Genomic DNA, 19,789 nt, shown 5'->3' on the forward strand with positions numbered 1-19,789 from the left:
GGAAGATCGCGCCAGTCTCGCGTGCCCGGCTGACGCCCGGCGTGTCACACGGTACGCACACGGTCCGGTGAAGCCTGCGCGCGCTACGTTCGGCCATGCCGCTCTCCCCCACCCTGTCGTTCGGAATGGTGGCCCTGGCGCTCGCGATGGCGGGCGTGTTCGTGTTTGCCGCGTGGTGCCCCGAGGGCACGCCTCGGGAGCGGACGCGGTGGGCGCTCGTCGCGCTGGCGGTGGCGGCGGTGTACCTCGGCGGCTCGGCCGCGCTCGCCGCCAGCGGCGCCCTGTCCGACGTGGACGCCCGTCCGCCAGCGGCGGGGCTGATGCTGATCGGGCTGAGCGTGGGCATGGCCGCGCTCGCGTTTTCCGGACTCGGCGACCGGCTGCTGGCGTGGCCGCTCGCGTGGCTGGTCGGCGCGCAGGCGTTCCGGATCGTTGTGGAGCTGTGGCTGTCGGCCGCCTACGCCGAGGGCGCCGTCCCGGCCGAGGTCACGTGACACGGGCACAACTATGACGTGGTGACGGGCCTGCTGGCGGTGCCTCTCGGCGTCTGGCTGTGGCGCGGGTCGCCGCCCCGGTGGGTCGTATGGGTGTGGAACGCGCTCGGGCTGGCGTTGCTGGCGGTCGTCGTGGTCACGGCCGCCCTGTCCGTCTTCGGCGTCATCGAGACCGAACCGCGCCTGCGGCTCCCGACGGCGTTCCCCGGCGTCTGGCTCCCGGCGTGGCTGGTGATGCTGGCGTTCCTGGGGCACCTGCTGGTAGCCCGGGCGCTGCGCCAGCGGGCTTAGCGCAGCGTCACCCCGCGGAACAGGCTCATCAGCGCGCGGCCGACGGCGTCGTTAGCCATCCGGCCGGCGAACCGCTCGGCGCCGGGCCCGAACGCGTAGAGCCCGACGTCGACGGCCGTGTGACCGCCGGTCGTCCAGCCGATGCCGGCCGGCTCACTCGCGAGGTCGCGGATGACCGGGCCGAGGGCGTACGGGTTGCCGCTGGCGACCGCGGCCCGAACCGCCTCCTCGACGCCGTCGGGCAGCGCATCCAGGCCGAGCCCTTCCCGGACGACGGCCGCAGGCGCCCCGCCGTCGGCCAGCCGGGCCGTCATCGCCTCGTAGCTGGCGATCGCCGCGAGCAGGGGCGCCGGGTCCCAGGCGTAGATCCCGTCGCGCGCGAGCGTCATCCCGCCCGTCTCGTGGTCGGCCGTCGACACGACGAGGGTGTTCCCGTCCGCAGCGGCCCAGGCGAGCGCGGCTTCGACGGCGGCGTCGTAGGCCAGGATGTCGCCGAGGTGGGCGGCGGGGTCGTTGCCGTGGCCGGCGTGGTCGATCCGCGAGCCCTCGATCATCACGAAAAAGCCCCGCTCGCGGCCGGCCGGCGAGGCCGCCAGCAGGTCGAGCGCACGCGTCGTCATCTCGGCCAGCGACGGCTGGTCGGTGCCGTCGCGGTCGATCTCGTACGCGAGGTGGGAGTCGGCCAGGAACGCGGCGGCGGGGAGGGCAGAGATTGCGTCGTAGCCCGTGCGGTCGGTCGCTACGGCCCAGCCGCGGTCCCGCATCTGGTCCACGAGCGGCGCCAGCCGGGCGCCGGTCTCGGCGTCCGCCGCGTCGTCCACGAAAAAGGTCCGGCCGCCGCCGACGAGCAGGTCCACGTCGGACAGCGCCAGTTGCCGGGCGATCTCGACCTCTTGCCCCCGCGCCTCGACGTGGGCGGCGAACGAGGCGGGCGTGGCGTGCGTGATGCGGCTGGTGGCGACGAGCCCGGTCGCGAGCCCGGCCGCCTCGGCCATCTCCAGCACGGTCCGGCACGGCCGGCGGGCGTCGGTCATCCCGATGGCGCCGTTGTACGTCTTGATGCCGCACGCGTACGCGGTCGCGCTCGCGGCCGAGTCGGTCACCCGGCTGTCGCTCGCGGAGGTCTCGACGGCCCCGACGAGCAGGCTGTCGAACGCGAGCGGGGCGCCCTTGGCGGCGGCGCCGAGCGTGGCCGAGGCGGGCCCGAAGCCGTCGGCGATCATCAGGATCACGTTCTTGGGCGGGGCGTCGGCCGCGGGCGGCGGTGCGGGGGCCTGGGCGGTCGGGGCGGCCGAGCAGGCGCCGAGCGCGAGCGCCAGCAGGAGGAGCGGGAGGCGGCGGATCATGGCGGTGTGGTGGGGCGTGGCGGGAAGCCTACCGCGTGCCGACCGGCTCGGTGGGGCTCGAAGTGCGACAGTTGCGGTCTTCGTGCCGAATCCGAGTCGGCGGGGCCGGCCGGGCCGGGTGCCCCGCTAAACTCCCTGAACGGCGACGCGCCAGCCGCGTAGGCCTCTCCCCTCTTCCCCCTCAAACCCAAACACATGAAGATCACCGTGGTAGGCGCGGGCAACGTCGGCGCAACGGTCGCCGAGTGCGTCGCGCGCATGGACATCGTCCAGAACATCGCCCTTATCGACATCAACTCCGGCGTGGCCAAGGGCAAGGCCCTCGACCTCATGGAGGCCGCGCCGATCCACGGGTTCGACACCGTCATCGAGGGCGGCGACGACTACGCGATCACGGCGGGCTCCGACGTGACCGTCATCACGGCCGGGCTCCCCCGCAAGGAGGGCATGACGCGCGACGACCTCTTGAAGGTCAACTCGCAGATCGTCGCGTCCGTCACCCAGCAGGTCGCCGAGCACTCGCCGAACACGATCATCATCGTGGTCTCGAACCCGCTCGACGTGATGACCTACGTCGCCTACATGGAGTCGGGCTTCCCGAGCCACCGCGTGATGGGCATGGCCGGCGTGCTCGACACGGCGCGCTACCGGGCGTTCCTCAAGATGGAGCTCGGCGTGTCCGTCCGCGACATCCAGGCGATGCTGCTCGGCGGCCACGGCGACTCGATGACGCCGCTCCCCCGCTTCACGACGGTCGGCTCGCGCCCGGTCACCGAGATGATCGAGGCGTCGCGCTTGGACGAGATCATCGAGCGGACCAAGAAGGGCGGCGGCGAGATCGTCAAGCTCATGGGCACCTCGGCGTGGTACGCCCCGGGCGCCGGCGCCGCCGAGATGGTCGAGGCCATCGTCAAGGACTCGGGCCGCGTGCTCCCCGCCGCCGCCTGGGTCTCGGGCCAGTACGGCCTGGAGGACATGTTCATCGGCGTGCCGGTGAAGCTGGGCAAGAACGGCGTCGAGGAGGTCGTCGAGCTCGACCTCAACGACAAGGAGAAGGCCGACATGCAGTCCTCGGGCGCCCACGTCCGCGAGGTCATCGAGGCCTACCAGAACCTGCCCAAGGACGACGCCTAGCGCCTCCGCCCGTCGACCGCCAGCGGGGCGGCTCCCAGTGCGGGGGCCGCCCCGTTTGCGTTCGGGTCGGGTCGCGAACGGGGACGGCGCCCTAGTGCCCGAGGACGGCGCCGGGGGGCCACGGCTCCCGGCACGAGTGCGGGGCGAGTCACAAATCCTGACGAGATGAACTCGGAATGAAGGAAAGGTGAGCCGGGCAAGAAGGGGTGCCCTAGGTTCCAGGCCTGCCGACGGTGCCCCGAGAGCCCGTCGATCCCCACCATCCCCCGTTCCACATGTCCCGACTGCTACGCCTCGCCCTGCTGGTGAGCCTCCTCCCCATCGCTGCCAACGCGCAGTCGCCCAGCGCCGACGCCGCGCTCGCGCACGCCCGGCAGGCCGCCAGTGCCAACGGCCTCGCGGGCGCCGACTTTGTCGTCACCGACGCCGTCCGCAGCCCGCGCTCCGGCGCCGACCACGTCTACCTCCGCCAGCAGATCGCCGGGCTCGAGGTCGTCGGCTCCGAGGCGCTCGTCGCCGTCAACAAGGGGCGGGTGGCCCACGCCGTCGGGCTGGACCGCACGGTCGGTCCGGCGGGCTTGGCCATCGGCGCGACCGCGCTGTCGGCCGCGGCCGCCGCGAACGTCGTCGCGCGGCACAACGGGCTGGGCGCGGGCGCCTTCGCCATCATCGACCGCCAGGGCGGGCCGTCGCGAGCCATCACGCTGAGCGAGGGCGGCATCGCCGCCGAGCCCATCGACGTGCGGCTGGTCTTCCGCGCGACCGAGGCCGGCGTGCGGCTGGCCTACGAGGTCCAGCTCTACCAAGCCGACGCCCAGCACGCGTGGCTCGCCTACGTCGACGCCCGGACGCGCGAGCTGATCGACCAGGTCGACCTAGTGGTCCACGACACGTTCGGCGAGGCCGCGCCGTCGCTGGCGCCCGTCCGCCAGCCCGCCCTGCCCGTCGCGACGCCCTCACCCTTCGTCGCCGCGCGCTCGGCCGTCGGCGGCTACCGCGTCTTCGCGATGCCCGACGAGGCGCCGATCTACTCGTCCGGCCGCGTACTCGTGGCCGACCCCGACCACGCGACCGCCTCGCCCTTCGGCTGGCACGACACGAATGGCTCGGCGGGCGCCGAGTACACGATCACACGCGGCAACAACGTCCACGCGTACACCGACATCGACGCCAACAACATCCCGGACTCGGGCAGCAGCCCCGACGGCGGGTCCGGCTTGGCGTTCGACTTCCCGCTCGACCTGGGCCAGGCGCCGAGTGCGTACCGGCCCGCCTCGGTCACCAACCTGTTCTACTGGAACAACGTCATCCACGACGTGATGTACCAGTACGGCTTCGACGAGGCGTCCGGCAACTTCCAGGTCAACAACTACGGCCGCGGCGGCGCCGGCAACGACGACGTCCGCGCCGAGGCGCAGGACGGCGGCGGGACCAACAACGCCAACTTCTTTACGCCCTCCGACGGCTCGCGGCCCCGCATGCAGATGTACATCGGGACGAACCCCGCCCCGGACGTCGACGGCAGCTTCGACAACGGCGTCGTGGTCCACGAGTACGGCCACGGCATCTCGAACCGCCTGACCGGTGGCCCCAGTCAGTCCGGCTGCCTGGGCAACGCCGAGCAGATGGGCGAGGGCTGGAGCGACTGGTACGCCCTGCTGTTCACGATGACGCCCGGCGACGCCCGGACCGACTCGCGCGGCATCGGCAACTACCTCTTCGGCTACGGGGCGACTGGCGGCGGCATCCGCCTGGCCCCGTACGACACCGACTTCGCCGACAACGGCTACACCTACGGCAACACGGCCTCGATGTCGGCCGTCCACCAGATCGGGTTCGTCTGGGCCACGATTCTGTGGGAGGTGACCTGGGACATGATCGACGCCCACGGCTTCTCGGCGGACCTCTACAACGCGAGCGGCACGGCCGGCAACCAGGTCATGATGAACCTGGTGACCGAGGGGATGAAGTACCAGCCCTGCCAGCCCGGCTTCGTGACCGGCCGCGACGGCATCCTGGCCGCCGAGCAGGCGCTCTACGGCGGGGCCTACGCCGAGACGCTCCAGGCCGCCTTCGCGCGGCGCGGGCTCGGGTACTCCGCCGACCAGGGCTCCTCGACCCGCAACTCGGACAACGCGCAGGCCTTCGACTTGTGGCCGACCGGCGGCAACCAGCCCCCGACGGCCGCCTTCTCGGTCTCGTGCACCGGCCTGGCCTGCCAGTTCACCGACGCCAGCGCCGACGCCGACGGCTCCATCGCCTCCCACGCCTGGACGTTCGGCGACGGCGGCTCCTCGACGGCCACGAACCCGGCGCACACCTACGGCGCCGCCGGCACGTACACGGCCTCGCTGACGGTGACCGACAACGACGGCGCGACCGCCAGCACCTCGCAGTCGGTGACGGTCTCGACAGGCCCGCCCCCGGCCTCGATCGACCTGACGGTGACCATGACCGGCGGCCGGCGCCCGAAGGCCCAGCTCCGCTGGAGCCCCGCCGACGGCGGCAAGGTGGACGTCTTCCGCAACGGCTCGCGGATCGGCACCACCAAGGACGACGGCGCCTGGAACGACCGCAACGGCTCGGCCGGCGACGTCTACCAGGTCTGCGAGACCGACTCGGGCGACTGCTCGAACGAGTCGACGGCCTCGCTGATGGCGAACGCCTCGGCCGGCGCCGCCGACACCGAGCTACGCGTGGCGCCCAACCCCGTCGCCTCGACGGCCCGGTTCACCTTCGGCCTCGACGACGCGTCCGACGTGGAGCTGGCGGTGTACAACGCCATCGGCCAGCGGGTGGCGCTGCTCGCCAGCGGCACGATGGAGCCCGGCCAGCACGAGGTCCGCTTCGACGCGGGCGCGCTGCCCAGCGGCGTCTACCTCTACCGCCTGGTCGCCGACGGCGACGTGCAGACCGGCCGGCTGGTCGTGACGCGCTAGCGCCCCTGGCCTCCACCACCCTGCGGGGCGGCTCCCTTCACGGGGGCCGCCCCGTTGTTTTTTTGGCACCCGGGATACGCGACCGGCGGGCGCTATCGTTGGCCCGGTCCCCTCACCCCCGTTTTTTATGCGACTGCTCCTACTCCCCGCCCTCGCCCTGCTCGCCGTCCCCGCCCTCGCCCAGACCGACCGCGACGTGGAGGTCGAGGACGACGACGTGATCATCGAAGAGAGCGACGGCGACGGCATCCGAATCATCCGCCGTAGCGGCGAGCCCGGCGCCGACGGCCGCGAAGTCCGCGTCCGCGTCGAGCGCGACGGCCCGCGCGTGATCGTCCGCCGCGACGGCGACGGCGAGGAGATCGACGAGAACGTGTTCGAGCTCGACCTCGACGGGCCCCGCCGCATTCTCGAGCGCATCGAGCGGAGCGGCGAGATGCCGTTCGGCGGCGTTTTCCGCGAGATGATCGGCGGCCCGAGCGCCTCGCCCGAGACGCGCGCCCGGATGCGCGAGCTCGACATGCGCGCGCGCGCGCTGGCGCGCGAGGCGAGGGACGCCGAGGGCGCCGATCGGACGCGGCTCGAGCGCGAGCTCGACACCGTCTTGGGCGAGCTGTTCGACGTTCGCGGCCAGGCCCGCGCCGAGCGCGCCGAGGCCCTGCGCGAGCAGGCCGCCGAGATGCGCGCCGAGGCCGACGCTATGGACGCCGCGACGGCTGAGCGCGCCGCCCGCCGCGCCGCGCTCATCGAGGCCCGCCGCGCCGAGCTCCTGGGCGCCCCGACGGTCGATTTTTAGGCCCGAGGCGGCTCGATTCCAGATCCGGCCCGCTGGCGACGACGCTCGCGGGCCGGTCTCGCGTCGAGAGGCTCAGCGCGCGAGCACGACGGAGCCTGTGGTTCTTCGGCGGTCGCCGTCCGCAGGCGGACCGTGTAGGCGCCCGGCGCCAGCCCGGCGGGCACGGCCCACGCGGCGTCGCCGTCGGCGACCGGCTCATCGACCCCGCCGACGCGGCGCCCGAGGCCGTCGAACACGTCGATCGTCGCCGGGCCGACCGACGCCGGGTAGCGGATGCGGACGAGGTCGCGCGCCGGGTTCGGGCTGAGGCGGAGCAGCGCCCCACCGTCGGGGCCGGCCTCGGCGAGGACGCCGCGCGCGTCGAGCCGGTGGATCTTGTGGCCCGAGGCGAACCCGATGCCGTCGATAAACTGGAAGCGGTTGACGTTCGGGTCGAGCCCCTCGCCGATCGCGAGTTGCGTCCAGGTCGCACCGCCGTCCGTCGTCATCGAGGTGGTGCCCCGGCCGCTGACCCAGCCGACGTCGGGCGTCAGGAAGCCGACGCTCTGCAGGTTGCCGTTGCCAGCGTTGGGGATGGTGACCTCGGCCCACGACGCGCCCCCGTCGGTCGTCTTGAGAATCATGGCGTCGGGGTTGCCGTCGTACTTCTCGACCGACATGTAGCCGACCTCGGGCGTCGGGAAGCTCAGCTTCCAGCCCCACCCCGGCGTCACCGACGTAACGGTGTGGCGGACGGTCCACGTCGCGCCGCCGTCCCGCGTCTCGATCACGCGCGGGCGGATGTCGCCGCCGAACACGCCCGTCCCGCCGACCGCGAGCCCGTGGAGCGCGTCGAAAAAGTGGACGTCGACGACGGTGTCGAGGTGGGGCGCCAGCGGGCGCGCCGTCCACGTCTGCCCGCCGTTGACGGTCTTGAGGAAGGTCGCCGGCCCGTTGTAGGTCCCCGCCCCGTAGACGACCTGGTCGGAGACGGCGAACAGGCTGCAGACCCCGTGCGTGAGCGGGTTGACTCGGAAGCTGATGTCGGTAAAGGTGCGCCCCCCGTCTCGGGTTTCGTAGAGCGTCCGCCGGTTGTCGAGGGTCCCCACCCAGCCGACCGTCGGCGAGACGAAGGCGACCGCCCGGAGGTAGTCGAAGCCGATGCTGGCGGTCTGGGTCCAGGTCGCGCCGCTGTCGAGCGTCCGGTGCACGCGGCCGGTCCCGTCGACGGTCCAGCCACGCTCGGCGTCGAGAAACGAGAGGTCCTCGCTTCGGTAGTCGTTGAACGGCGAGGCCGCCAGCTCCTGCCACACCGGCTGGGCGGCGGCAGCGGTCGCGAGAAGAGGGACCAGGAGGGCGTAGCGGAGCAGTGCGGGCATGGGCAAGCCGTTGTGGGGCCGCAAGCTAGGGCGCCGCGCGGCGGGCCGCGGAACGGGATCGGGTCCCCCCCCGTGTGCCGAACGCTCCGGGGCGGGGTACCATCGGGCTGCTCACCTCCTCGCCCGATGGCCGACCCTGCGGCATCCCCCTCCACCGCCCGCTTCGGGACGTTTGCCGGCGTCTTTACGCCCAACGTCCTCACGATCCTGGGCATCATCCTCTTCCTACGGACCGGCTGGGTGGTCGGGCAGGCGGGGCTGTGGGGGGCGCTCCTGATCATCGGCATCGCGAACGCGATCTCGTTCCTGACCGGGCTGTCGCTGTCGTCGATCGCGACGAGCATGGACGTCCGCGCGGGGGGTAACTACTTTTTGATCTCGCGGTCGCTGGGGCTCCAGATCGGCGGGGCCATCGGGATCCCGCTGTACCTGTCGCAGGCGATCTCGGTCGCGTTCTACATCATCGGGTTCGTCGAGGCCATGGAGGCCGTCCCGATGCTGGCGGCGTTCGACGCCCAGGTGTTCGCGACCGTGGTGGCGCTCGGCTTCGTGGCCATCGCGTACGTCGGGGCCGACTTCGCGCTCAAGATCCAGTTCGGGATCCTGGCCGTGCTCGTCGCGGCCCTCGTGTCGTTTTTCGCGGGCGGCTGGGGGAGCGTCGAGGCGCCGGCGGCGACGGGCGTGGGCGAGGTCTCGTTCTGGGTCGTCTTCGCCGTCTTCTTCCCCGCCGTCACCGGCATCGAGGTCGGGATCTCGCTGTCGGGCGACCTCAAGGACCCGTCGCGGAGCATCCCGCGCGGCACGATCGCGTCGATCGTCGTCACGACGGTCGTCTACATCGCCGCGGCCGTCTGGTTTGCGACCCACTTTTCGCCCCAGGAGCTGGTCTCGAACACGGCCGCGATGTCGGAGCTGGCGGCCGTCCCGCTGCTGATCCTGGCGGGCGTCGCCGCGAGCACGCTGTCGTCGGCGCTGGGGAGCGTGCTGGCCGCGCCTCGGACGCTGCAGGCCGTCGCCGCCGACCGCGTGGTGCCGCGCTGGATGGCGAGCCAGATGGGCAGCGCGACCGAGCCGCGCGCGGCCGTCCTGCTGACGGGCGCCGTCGCGATCGCCGTCATCTGGGCCGGCGATATCGACGCCGTCGCGCCGGTCATCACCATGTTCTTCCTCAACACGTACGGGATGGTGAACCTGGTGGCCGCGCTCGAGAAGGCGGTCGGGAATCCGAGCTTCCGGCCGACGTTCCGGGTCCCGTGGTGGGTGCCCGCGCTCGGCGGCGTCGGCTGCTACAGCGCCATGTTCCTCATCAACGCCCCGGCGACCGTCGCGGCCATCGTGGTCACGTACGGGATCTACTTCGCGCTCCAGCGGCGCCAGCTGGCGGGGACGTGGGGCGACGTGCGTAGCGGCGTCTGGACCTCGCTCGCGCGGTTCGCGCTGATCCGGCTGGAGTCGAAGGCGCCCGACTCGCGCAACTGGCGGCCCAACTTGATGGTGTTCACGGGCCAGCCCCACAACCGCGAGCACCTGGTCGCGCTCTCGCGCTGGCTCAGCCTGGGGCGCGGCATCGTCACGTTCAGCCAGCTCATCACCGGGGCCGTCGACGACCCCAACAAGCCGGCGCGGCGCGAGCGGGCGCGCGAGCGGATCCGCGAGTACATCCGCGAGCACGGGATGACGGCCTTCGCCGAGGCCCAGATCGTACCCGACTTCGCGACAGGCGCCGTGGCCGTCTCGCAGTCGCACGGGGTCGGGCGGCTGGAGGCCAACACGGTCGTGATGGGCTGGAGCGGGACCGCAGGCGGGCGCGGCCTGCTGCTCCGCGTCCTGCGCGACCTGGCCGACCTGCGCAAGTCGGTCCTCTTCCTGCGCGTCGACGAGGCGGCCGGCTTCGGCGCGCGCCGCTCGGTCGACGTGTGGTGGGGCGGGCGCGGCGGGAACGGGGACCTGATGCTGCTGCTGGCCCACCTGATCCGCAGCAACGCCGACTGGGCGGGCACCCGGCTCCGGGTCGTGCGGATGGTGGGCCGCGAGCAGGCCGCCGAGGGGGTCCGCGCCGATACCGTCCGCCTTCTCGAGGCCGTCCGCGTCGAGGCGGAGGTCCACGTCGTCGTCCGCGACGACCGGCCGTTCCCCGAGGTCCTGGCCGCCGAGAGCGGGGCCACGGACCTGACCGTGCTCGGCCTGCAGCGCCCCGACGCCGACGGCGCGGAGGCCTACGGCACCGGGCTCGACGGGCTGGCGCAAGCGGCCGGGACGGTCCTGTTCGTCCACAACGGCAACCCGGGCGAGGCCTCGCTGGACGCGGACTGAGGGTTGGGGACCGGGGACCGGAAGCCGGCGCCCTCTGGCCTGCTGACGCCAGCGGCCTTGCCCGAAATGGGCGCGCAAGCCAGTGTGCCTCAGGGAACTCACCACGGGGCGGGAAGCCGGGAACGGCGCCTGCGGACGGAGCGAACGCAGACGAGCGACCGCGCCCCACCCGCGCCGCGCCCCGCCCCATGCCCGAGCACGTCGTCCTCGTCGACGCCGCCGACCGCGAGATCGGGACGGCCGAGAAGCTGGCCGTCCACCGCGACGGGCGGCTGCACCGGGCCGTCTCCGTCTTCCTGTTCGACGGCCGGGGCCGGTGGCTGCTCCAGCGCCGCGCCGACGGCAAGTACCACTCGCCGGGCCTGTGGTCGAACACGGCCTGCACGCACCCGCGCCCCGGCGAGCCGCCCCAGGCCGCCGCCAGCCGCCGCCTGGACGAGGAGATGGGCGTCCGGTGCGCGCTCCGCCCGGCGTTCGCCCGCGTCTACCGCGCCGAGCTGCCCGGGCCCGAGCCGCTCGTCGAGCACGAGCTCGACCACGTCTTTGTGGGCCGCTTCGACGGCGAGCCGATCCCCGCCGCCGCCGAGGTCTCGGGCTGGCGCTGGGTCGACGCCGCCGACCTCCGGTCCGACCTCCGGGCCAACCCCGACCGGTACACGGCGTGGTTCCGGATCCTGTGCGACGAGGCCGCCGAGGCCGCGCTCGCGCTCGGCGCGTAACCGGCCCGCGGACGAGCCCGTAGGGCGCGGCGTCTCCCCACCCGCTGCTGTGCCCGCTCTCGTCCGCGACGTCGCCCTCTACAACGCCAAGCTCTGGGTCGCGAGCCTGGCCGGCGCCCTCTTCGTCCCGCTCTCGCTGGTCGCGCTCGCGCTCGACATCGTCCTCCAGACGACCTCCGACGAGGACTCGCTCTCACGCCGCGTGCTCCGCGCCAGCGCCCAGCTCGAGGCCTCGCTCGACGTGCACGGCGAGCTGACCGACGTGTCGGTCGTGGAGACGGCGCGGTAGCGGAGAGCGCCCCGCTCGTCGCCGATGGCTCGTCTGGACGGCGAGCCCGCTTTACAGGGCGGCCCGCCAGCAGGTCGGGTTCTCTAGAACGACGCGCGGGCGCTGCTCTCGAGGCCGTCCGCATACCCGGTCATCTCTAGGAAGCCTACGCCGGTCGCCGAGCCGGACACGTCGACGGCGCCCTCCCAGTAGCGGATCGTCGCGTCGAGCTCTTGCGCCTCGAAGGCGGCCGTCACGTCGAGGTCGAGGCCGGCGCTCGGGACGCGGACGCGCCAGCGCGTCGGGTAATCGGCGCCGTTCGTCGTCCACGTGTCGAGCGGCTCCAGCGAGAAGTCGGCCGCGTCGAGGCGCGTCTTCGCGCCGTCGACGGCGACGAGCGAGCCCTCGGACAACGGGTCCTTCGAGCCGTCGGTCCGGCGGAGTTGGTACAGCATCAGGTCGCGGCCGTCGTCGAGGTGGAGGGCGAACCAGTCCCAGCCGACCTGGTCGTCGCCGAGCGCCGAGGTCGACCACTCGCGGTCGAGCCACGTCAGGCCCTCGACGGGGACGGCCTCGCCGTCGGGGAGCGTGACGGTGCCCGTCGTCGCCATCCGGGTCTGGGCGTAGTAGTAGCTCGCGTTGCCCTCCCCATTGCCCTTCTGGCTGAGCCCCCGGTCGCCCTGGCGTACGATCGGCTTGAGCGGGCGGGCCGTGAGGTCGAAGCGCGCGCCCTCGGCCTCGCCGGTGAGCCGGAGCGGGACGGCTGCCCCCGCGTCGCCCGCTTGCGCAAGCCGGACGGGCCCGAGGAAGGCCGCGACGGGCACGGCGCTCGCGCCCGCCAGCCCGGCGGCGCCGCGCGAGAAGCGCTCGGCGTCGTAGAACGTCCCCGTCGCCACGTCCCCGATCGCGACGTGCGCCATGTACAGCTGGCGCGTGGCCCAGTCCGACGCGCGCTCGGCGGTGTCGGCGGGCGCGAGCGCCGAGCGGAAGACGGTGAACTGGATCCCGAAGCGGCGGCCGGTCCCGTCGGTCGACCGGACGTTCCCGGTGACGTACCACCACTCGGCCTTAAAGTCGGGGTGCGGCCCGTGGTCGGCGGGGAACGCGAAGTCGACGACGCGGTCGGCACGCGCGTAGCCGGTCGTGTCGCCCGACATGGCCTCGGCGACGGACACGCTGGCGCCGACACCGGGGGGCGCGTCGGAGCAAGCCGCCAGCGCGGCGAGGAGGAGGCAGGCGGCAAGCGGGCGCACGGGCGTCGAGGGGGCGGACGGCGTCAACGCCGGACCGGCCGGCCGCGGTTCGCTTGCGCTCCCCCTTCACGCAGCCGGCCGACGCGGCGCCCCACTCAGCCGCCCGCCAGAAAGGCCGGCAGGGCGTCGGGCCGGGTGACGTAGAAAAAGCGCGTGACGTGAAAGAAGACCGGCGCGGCGAAACAGACCGAGTCGATCCGATCCAAGACACCGCCGTGGCCGGGGATGAGGGCCCCGAAGTCCTTGGCGCCCCGGTCGCGCTTGACGGCCGACATCACCAGCCCGCCCGAGGCGCCCGCGACGGCGATCACCAGGGACACGGCGCCCGCCGCGAGAGGCGAGAACGGCGTCATCCACCACAGCCCGGCGCCGATCGCGGTCGCGCCGAGCACGCCGCCGATCAGCCCCTCCCACGTCTTGTTGGGGCTCACGCGCGGCGCGAGGGGGCGGCGCCCGACGGTCTTTCCGACCACATACTGGAGCACGTCGCTGAGCTGGACGACCACGATCAAGAAGATGAGCAGCTTGATCGTCTCGCCCTCGAACCCAGGGATCGCCAGCGACAGCAGGAGCGGGGCGTAGCTGACGCAGTAGACGCACACCATCAGGCCCCAGTGGATCGCCGCCGCGCGCCCGAGAAAGTCCGTCGTGTCGCCCGTCGCGGCGCTGCGGACGGGGGCGAACAGGAACACGTAGACCGGAATGAACAGGACCACCATCCCGTAGAGCCCGAGCCAGACGAACAGGTACTGGACCGGGATGACGACGAAGAACGCCCACGCCAGCGCGCTGTGGTCGCTGGCCGTCGCGGGCGAGAGCGTCGCGAACTCGCGCAGGGCTAGGAACGAGGTGGCGCCGAAGAGGAGTACCGACCCCACGCCGCCGGTCGCCAGCGTGAGCGCGAGCACGGCGACCATCGCCCACCACGCCTTGACGCGGAGCGCCAAGTTGTCGACGACGGCCCGGCCCGCCTCCGTCGTGACACGGCGACGCAGGATCGCGACCGCGACGCTCGCGAGCGCCAACAGGGCAAGGACGCCGACCAAGACGACCTGGAGGTCGGGGTCCTGAAAAAAGCGGCTCATGCGGGGGCGCCCAGGCGGGCGACAGCGTCGCGGGCACGCGCGAGGAAGGCGTCTTTCGACTCGTCGGGCGCGAGCCGGAAGGGGGCGCCGAAGGTGGCGCGGCCCAGCATCGGGACGGGCAGGGTCTTGCCCTTCGGCAGCGACCGCGCCAGGTTTTCGAGCCGGACGGGGACGATCTCGGTGTCCGGCCGGTGACTCACGAGATGGAACAGGCCGGCGCGGAATGGGCCGACGGCCGTGCCGTCGCCGCGCGTGCCCTCGGGGAAGAGGACGAGCGCCCCGCCGCCGTCGAGCACGGCCGCGAGGCGGGGCACGGTCTCGCGGTCGACGTGCGCCCGGTCGACGAACACGGAGCGGAACACGTCGCGGGCGATCGTCCGGCGGAAGGCGGTCGCCTGCCAGTAGTCGCCGGCGGCGACGGGGCGCGCGCGGGCGCGCTCCTCGGGCGGGAGCGCGGCCCAGACCACGACGCCGTCGAGGTGGCTCGTGTGGTTGGCGACGTAGACGCGCGCGACGCCGGGCGCGAGCTCCGTCTCGAACGTCCCGCTGACCCCGAGCGCGATGCGCGCGAGGCGGACGAGCACGGCGGCGACGGCGCGGGCAATCATGAGCCCAGCGCCCCCAGCACCGCTCGCGTACGGCGACTGACAGTAACGAGCGATCCGACGGCGATCACGCCCAGGGTCGCCGCCAGCACGACCACGTCGTAGCCGGCAGGCACCGCGAGCGCGGCCACCAGCAGCCCGACGGTCAGCGCGAACATCCGGTGGGGCTTGGCCATCGGGCCCGTGAACCGCTGTTCCAGTCCGCACGCCCCGCCCAACACGCGGACGTAGGCGGTCAGCACGGCGAGCACGCCGGCGGCCCACCCCAGTTCGGGGCCGAACGGCACGCCGAGCGCGTAGCCCGCCGGCACGAGCGCGAGCAGGTCCGACGCCCGGTCGGGGAGATCGTTGAACACCTCGCCGGCCGGCGTCCCCTTCCCGCCCTCGACGGCGACGAGCCCGTCGAGCAGGTTGCACAGCAGGCGGAGTTGGACGGTCCCGGCGGCGATCACGAACAGCAGGGCTCGCGTCCCGCCCTCCGCGTTCGCAGCCGCCAGCAGGGCCGCCGCGGTGCCGACGGCGACAGCGACGCTGAGGAGGGAGATCGCGTTCGGCGTCCACCCCATCGAAGCGGCGGCGCGGGCGAGCGCGCCCGCCCACCGGGCCTGGCGGGTCTTGATCGGACGGCGAACGGGGGCACCGGGCATGGCGCCAGGATACCGTGCACTTGCCCTACGCCTCTGGTACGGATGCCCCGGTCACGCACCCGACGCAAACCGCTCCGTTACATACCCTTCACCCATGACCCAGGGCCGTCACCACCGCGCCCGACATTGCCCATTCACACCCCGGCACCCGCCATGACCCTGCTCGAACAAGCCCAGCACCTCCAGGACCTCGCCTCCGGCCCCGACATTCTCGAGGCGGTGGATACCTACTACGCCAACGACATTCAGATCGTCGACTTTACCGGCGAGACGCCGCAGGGCAAGGAGACCCAGAAGGAGCGCATTCGCCAGTGGCTGGAGATGGTCGAGACGGTCGCGCCGGGCGGTGGCGTGCAGTCGATCGCGGCGCACGAGACGGCCCCGGGGACGGGCGTCGTGTTCGTGGAGACCTCGGACGTCGTCACCTTCAAGGACGGGACGGTGTACCCGATGGACGAGGTGGCCGTGCAGCGCTGGCAGGACGGGAAGGTGGTCCACGAGCGGTTCTACCACACCCCGCCCGGCGCGACCGAGGCGTAGACAACCTGACGGCGGGTGCGGCGTAGACTGCGCTCCCCTCACCCCGGCCCGCCGTCATGCGTCTCGCCCTCGCCGTTCTCTTCCTCGTCGCCGTCCTCGGCATCCTGCTGGCGACCCAGCCCGCCAACCTTGAAAACGAGGTCCGCCTCGCCTTGCCGTTCGTTGAGGCCGACTGGACCGGCCCTGTCCTGTGGATGGTCGCCGGATGGTTCGGCGTCGGCTTCGGGCTGGGCTACCTCGTCGGCCTGCCCGGCCGCCTAGGCGCCTCGTTGCGCGCCCGCAAGGTCGAGAAGGAGCTGACCAAGACCTCCGTCGAGCGCCAGAAGGCGGTTTCCCACCTCAACGAGCCTGCCCCGCCCGCGCCCCCGACCGCTCGCGGCACCACGGAGGCCGACGAGATGCAGCGGCTGGCCGACGAGGTCGCGCGCCGGACGGAGTCGGCCACCCAGAACCCGCCGCCGTCGTCGACCCTCTGATGGCGCAAGGCGCCCGGCGGCCGCTCGTCGAGCCACGGTCGCACCACTCGGGGCGGCCGCCCGGCGTGCTCCCGGCGCACGCGCCGCCCGCGCGCACGGCGGGCGTTCGCGCGGTTTTCTACGACGCCGACGGCATCGACGAGTCGGACGGCCTCTCCCCTGCCGAGGCGCGAGCCCTCGCGGACGGCCCCGGCATCGCCTGGATCGCCGTCGACGGGCTGACCGACACGGCGACCGTCGCCGCCTTTGGCGAGGCGTTCGGGCTCCACCCCCTGCTGGTCGAGGACGTGCTCACGTCGAGCCAGCGCCCCAAGCTGGAGGTGTTCGACGACGCTGGCGGCCACCCCATCGTGTCAGTCGTCGCGCGGATGGTGCGCGAGACGGGCGACGCCGCCAACGCCGTCGAGGCGTACTGCGACGCCGACGCGAGCACCGAGGGCCACCGGATCGACCGCGTCGCGTTCGTGCTCGGGCCGGGCTGGGTGCTGAGCTTCCAGGAGCACCGCGCGGACGTGTTCGAGCCCGTGCGCGAGCGCCTGCGGACGGGCGCGGGCCGCGTCCGCCGGGCGGGCGCCGACTACCTGCTCTACGCCCTGCTCGACCTCGTCGTCGACCACGTCTTCGGGACGCTGGAGCGGATCGGCGACGCGGCCGAGGTGCTGGAGGCGCGCGCCCTCGACGACCCCGAGCCCCGCATCCAGGCCGCGCTGGCGATCCTGCGGCGGGACCTTACCGGGCTCCGCCGGGCGGTGTGGCCGCTGCGCGAGGTGCTGGCGGCGTTGCAGCGTGACGAGATGCCGTACGTCGAGGCCGACACGCGCCCGTTCCTGCGCGACGCCTCCGACCACGTGGTGCAGGCCGTCGAGGTGCTCGAGTCGCTGCGCGAGGTGCTGGGCTCTACCTCCGACCTGTACCTCTCGTCGCTCGGCGTCCGCCAAAACGAGGTGATGAAGGTGCTCACGGTCGTCGGCACGCTGTTTCTGCCGCTCGGCTTTCTGACGGGCGTCTACGGGATGAACTTCGCCGTGATGCCCGAGCTGGCGGTGCCGTGGGCCTACTTCGCGCTGTGGGCCGTAATGATCGCCGTCGCCGTCGCGACGGTCGCGTACTTCAGGCGCAAGGGCTGGATCTGAGGCCGGCTAGCGGACGAGGGTGAAGGGGACGGTCTGCGTGGCGCCGTCGGCGCGAACCTGGGCGAGGTAGACGCCCGGCGCGGCCGGGCCGCCAGCGCCGCGGCCGTCCCACTGGACAGCGCCGGAGGCGAGCGCGAGCCGCGCGAGCACGCGGCCCCGGGCGTCGAACACGACGACCTCGCCGTCGGGCGCGTCGGCGCGGACGGAGACGCTGCCGGACGACGGGTTGGGCACGATGCGGACGCCGAGGTCAGACGGGGCGCCGGGCGGCGTGGGCTCGGTCCAAACGCCGCCGGCGGCGCTCCAGAACAAGAGGCCGCCCGACGAGGTGCCGGCGACGATCTCGGGGCGGCCGTCGCCGTCGAGGTCGCCGAGCGTGGGGGCGACGCGGCGGCGGCCGGCGGGGACGGGCTCGGCAGCGACAAACGCGGGCGCGGTCGGGGTGCCGACGTTTTGGAAGACGAGAATCGTGCCCTGGGCCGTGCCGATGAGCACGTCGAGGTCGCCGTCGCCGTCGATGTCCGAGAAGGCGGGGGCGGCGTCGCCGTCGAGCCGCTCGGGCAGGCCGATGGCGAGGAGGTAGGCGGCGTCGGCCTCGGACGGGGCGCCGTTCGGCATCGTCTCGAACGCCGGGGTGCTGGCGGTGCCGACGTTTCGGTAAAGGCGGACGCGGCCGCTGGAGGCGCCGCCGAGCAGGTCGAGGTCGCCGTCGCCGTCGACGTCGCCGAGCGTGGCGCGGGCGTACTGGCCGACGTCGATGCCGCCCCACCGGTCGTCCTCGCGGACGTAGCTCGGGGTGGCAGCGGTGCCCGTGTTGCGCAGGAAGGCGAAGCGGCCGTTGAAGCCGCCCACGAGGAGGTCGAGGTCGCCGTCGCCGTCGAGGTCGCCGAAGACTGGGGCGTAGGCGCCGAAGTCGTAGGCGAGCGCGAGCCAGTCGGGGTCGGCGAGCCGGAAGGCGGGGGCCGTCGCGGTGCCGGTGTTCTCGTAGCGCTGGAGGTTGGCGCGCGAGGTGTCGTCGGGGTTTGTCTCATTCGCGACGACCAGGTCGAGGTCGCCGTCGCCGTCGAGATCCGCGAGCGCGACGGCGGAGCGCGAGCCCACGTCGATGCCGTCGATCAGGCGGTCGGTGCGGAGCTGGAGGTCGGGCGCGGCGGCCGTGCCTGTGTTCTCGAAGTAGATGAGGTTGTGCGCGGCGGTCTGGGTCTGGAAGCACAGCCCGCGCTGGACGCCGACGACCAAGTCCGGGTCGCCGTCGCCGTCGGCGTCGCCGTACGTTGGTGCGTTGTAGCCGCCCGAGGTGAGGGGCTGGCCGACGGGGAACCGCTCCGACGCGAGCGCGAGCTGGGGGTCGGTCGGGGAGCCCTCGTTGAGGAAGTAGAACAGGCTGGGCGCGAAGAAATCGCCCCAGAACAGCTCCGGGGCGCCGTCGCCGGTCACGTCCTGGATGGCGATGGCGTTCGCGCCGTGGCGCATGGACCCGCGCCCGGGGACGGTGAGCGGGCCGCTCTCGATCGTGCCCGCCGACCGGCACTGCGGGTTCTCCTCGTAGATGACGATGTCCTGGAAGCGGTCGGTGACGAACTCGAAGACGGGCACGCCATTCTCGACGCCGACGTGGCGGTAGTAGGTGATGGTGCCGATGTCCGCCTTGCCGGAGAACAAGTCGGGGTCGCCGTCGCCGTCGAGGTCGGCGAGCTCGGGGATCGAGGAGTCCTCGACGTAGACGGGCTCACCGGCGGCGTCGCGGAGGAGCTCGGCGCCGATCTCGAAGGCGGCCTCCTGGGGCGTGCCGACGTTGCGCCAGTAGCGGACGCGGCCGGGCTCGCCGCGCGCGAGCAGGTCGAGGTCGCCGTCGCCGTCGAGGTCGGCGAACGTGGACCAGTTGCCGGGCTCGATGCCGCCGATGCGGTCGGTCGTCCAGACGTAGCGGTCGCCGCGCCGCTCGAACAGCTGCAGGCCCGCGCCGCCGACGTTCACGATGAGGTCGGCGTCGCCGTCGGCGTCGATGTCGGCCAGTTCGGGACGGGGCTCGAAAAAGCCGCCGACGAAGGGGAAGGCGACCTCGCCGTCGGGGCCGGTGACCGGGAAGGGCGTCGCCTCGCGGGTGAACGTCTGGGCGCTGGCGGGGAGCGCGAGCGCGGCGGCGAGGGCGAGGAGGAGCGGACGGGGCATAGAGGGTCGGTGTTCGGTCGTGAGTCGCCGGGGCGGCGGGCGCGAGCGGGGGATCGTGAGGGACCGGGCTGGCGCGGAGTCCCCTCGAGGGAGCGGGGCTGCGTGGGGCTGCTGGCGCTCGCCGGTCGCTATCCGAGCCCTTCGACCCTCACCTGACTGCGCCGACCTTGCGGTTGGCTGGCGCCGGCCTTCGGCTGTCCCTCTTCCAGAGGGAGAGGGG

General features: G+C 73.0%; 18 protein-coding genes. 11 read left to right on the forward strand and 7 right to left on the reverse strand.

Features of this window, described 5'->3' with window-relative positions:
* Positions 1-95 precede the first annotated feature (95 nt).
* A complete protein-coding gene (locus ACLIRP_RS09200; RefSeq protein ID WP_412063672.1) occupies positions 96-494 on the forward strand; it encodes a hypothetical protein in 399 nt (132 codons plus the stop codon).
* Between the two features lie 18 nt (positions 495-512).
* Positions 513-785 (forward strand): hypothetical protein, encoded by a 273-nt coding sequence (locus tag ACLIRP_RS09205; RefSeq protein ID WP_412063673.1) that lies wholly within the window; start codon positions 513-515, stop codon positions 783-785.
* Here ACLIRP_RS09205 and ACLIRP_RS09210 read toward each other — a convergent pair.
* The gene (locus ACLIRP_RS09210; protein ID WP_412063674.1) at positions 782-2,131 is read right to left on the reverse strand and encodes an alkaline phosphatase; all 1,350 of its coding nucleotides are present in this window, start codon (positions 2,129-2,131) and stop codon (positions 782-784) included. The two genes, ACLIRP_RS09205 and ACLIRP_RS09210, sit on opposite strands and share 4 nt — an antisense overlap.
* Positions 2,132-2,326: 195 nt before the next feature.
* Here ACLIRP_RS09210 and mdh point away from each other — a divergent pair, with 195 nt between their 5' ends.
* The 3 genes from mdh to ACLIRP_RS09225 all read left to right on the forward strand — a co-directional run bounded on the left by mdh (position 2,327) and on the right by ACLIRP_RS09225 (position 7,000).
* The gene (gene mdh, locus ACLIRP_RS09215) at positions 2,327-3,265 is read left to right on the forward strand and encodes a malate dehydrogenase (protein ID WP_412063675.1); all 939 of its coding nucleotides are present in this window, start codon (positions 2,327-2,329) and stop codon (positions 3,263-3,265) included.
* Positions 3,266-3,540: 275 nt separating this feature from the next.
* Positions 3,541-6,204: a M36 family metallopeptidase gene (locus tag ACLIRP_RS09220; RefSeq protein WP_412063676.1), complete on the forward strand. Its 2,664-nt coding sequence runs from the start codon at positions 3,541-3,543 to the stop codon at positions 6,202-6,204.
* Between the two features lie 127 nt (positions 6,205-6,331).
* Positions 6,332-7,000, forward strand: coding sequence for a hypothetical protein (locus tag ACLIRP_RS09225; RefSeq protein ID WP_412060152.1), 669 nt, complete (start codon positions 6,332-6,334; stop codon positions 6,998-7,000).
* Here the strand turns inward: ACLIRP_RS09225 and ACLIRP_RS09230 are convergent.
* Positions 6,997-8,358: a WD40/YVTN/BNR-like repeat-containing protein gene (locus tag ACLIRP_RS09230; RefSeq protein WP_412060153.1), complete on the reverse strand. Its 1,362-nt coding sequence runs from the start codon at positions 8,356-8,358 to the stop codon at positions 6,997-6,999. The two genes, ACLIRP_RS09225 and ACLIRP_RS09230, sit on opposite strands and share 4 nt — an antisense overlap.
* Positions 8,359-8,484: 126 nt before the next feature.
* On the opposite strand from ACLIRP_RS09230, the gene ACLIRP_RS09235 reads away from it, so the two are divergent.
* From ACLIRP_RS09235 to ACLIRP_RS09245, 3 genes are all read left to right on the forward strand, one after another.
* Positions 8,485-10,671 (forward strand): amino acid permease, encoded by a 2,187-nt coding sequence (locus ACLIRP_RS09235; RefSeq protein WP_412060154.1) that lies wholly within the window; start codon positions 8,485-8,487, stop codon positions 10,669-10,671.
* 188 nt (positions 10,672-10,859) lie between these two features.
* Positions 10,860-11,390, forward strand: coding sequence for an isopentenyl-diphosphate Delta-isomerase (gene idi / locus ACLIRP_RS09240; RefSeq protein WP_412060155.1), 531 nt, complete (start codon positions 10,860-10,862; stop codon positions 11,388-11,390).
* Between the two features lie 49 nt (positions 11,391-11,439).
* Complete coding sequence (locus ACLIRP_RS09245) at positions 11,440-11,679, forward strand: hypothetical protein (RefSeq protein WP_412060156.1); 240 nt, start codon at positions 11,440-11,442, stop codon at positions 11,677-11,679.
* A gap of 83 nt (positions 11,680-11,762) precedes the next feature.
* Here the strand turns inward: ACLIRP_RS09245 and ACLIRP_RS09250 are convergent, their stop codons facing one another.
* The 4 genes from ACLIRP_RS09250 to ACLIRP_RS09265 all read right to left on the reverse strand — a co-directional run bounded on the left by ACLIRP_RS09250 (position 11,763) and on the right by ACLIRP_RS09265 (position 15,248).
* Positions 11,763-12,911, reverse strand: a complete 1,149-nt coding sequence (locus ACLIRP_RS09250; protein WP_412060157.1) for a lipocalin-like domain-containing protein — start codon at positions 12,909-12,911, stop codon at positions 11,763-11,765.
* 95 nt (positions 12,912-13,006) lie between these two features.
* Positions 13,007-13,996 carry a phosphatidate cytidylyltransferase gene (locus tag ACLIRP_RS09255; RefSeq protein WP_412060158.1) on the reverse strand — a complete coding sequence of 330 codons (990 nt, stop codon included), beginning with the start codon at positions 13,994-13,996 and terminating at the stop codon, positions 13,007-13,009.
* Entirely contained in the window at positions 13,993-14,604 is a 612-nt protein-coding gene (locus tag ACLIRP_RS09260; RefSeq protein WP_412060159.1) for a lysophospholipid acyltransferase family protein, read from the reverse strand. Before ACLIRP_RS09260 ends, ACLIRP_RS09255 begins: the two co-directional genes overlap by 4 nt.
* Positions 14,601-15,248: a CDP-alcohol phosphatidyltransferase family protein gene (locus tag ACLIRP_RS09265; protein WP_412060160.1), complete on the reverse strand. Its 648-nt coding sequence runs from the start codon at positions 15,246-15,248 to the stop codon at positions 14,601-14,603. Before ACLIRP_RS09265 ends, ACLIRP_RS09260 begins: the two co-directional genes overlap by 4 nt.
* Before the next feature lie 153 nt (positions 15,249-15,401).
* Between ACLIRP_RS09265 and ACLIRP_RS09270 the strand changes: the two genes are divergently transcribed.
* Genes ACLIRP_RS09270 through corA form a run of 3 tightly spaced genes read left to right on the forward strand, consistent with a single transcriptional unit; the run spans position 15,402 to position 17,397 of the window.
* A complete protein-coding gene (locus tag ACLIRP_RS09270) occupies positions 15,402-15,788 on the forward strand; it encodes a SnoaL-like domain-containing protein (protein ID WP_412060161.1) in 387 nt (128 codons plus the stop codon).
* Between the two features lie 56 nt (positions 15,789-15,844).
* Entirely contained in the window at positions 15,845-16,264 is a 420-nt protein-coding gene (locus ACLIRP_RS09275; RefSeq protein WP_412060162.1) for a hypothetical protein, read from the forward strand.
* On the forward strand, positions 16,264-17,397 hold the full coding sequence (gene corA, locus ACLIRP_RS09280; protein WP_412060163.1) for a magnesium/cobalt transporter CorA: 1,134 nt from the start codon (positions 16,264-16,266) through the stop codon (positions 17,395-17,397). The genes ACLIRP_RS09275 and corA overlap by 1 nt, the downstream gene beginning before the upstream one ends.
* Positions 17,398-17,403: 6 nt before the next feature.
* Here the strand turns inward: corA and ACLIRP_RS09285 are convergent, their stop codons facing one another.
* Complete coding sequence (locus tag ACLIRP_RS09285) at positions 17,404-19,569, reverse strand: FG-GAP-like repeat-containing protein (RefSeq protein ID WP_412060164.1); 2,166 nt, start codon at positions 19,567-19,569, stop codon at positions 17,404-17,406.
* Between the last annotated feature and the right edge of the window lie 220 nt (positions 19,570-19,789).

It is taken from the genome of Rubrivirga halophila (genome assembly GCF_046845755.1).
Taxonomy (GTDB): domain Bacteria; phylum Bacteroidota; class Rhodothermia; order Rhodothermales; family Rubricoccaceae; genus Rubrivirga.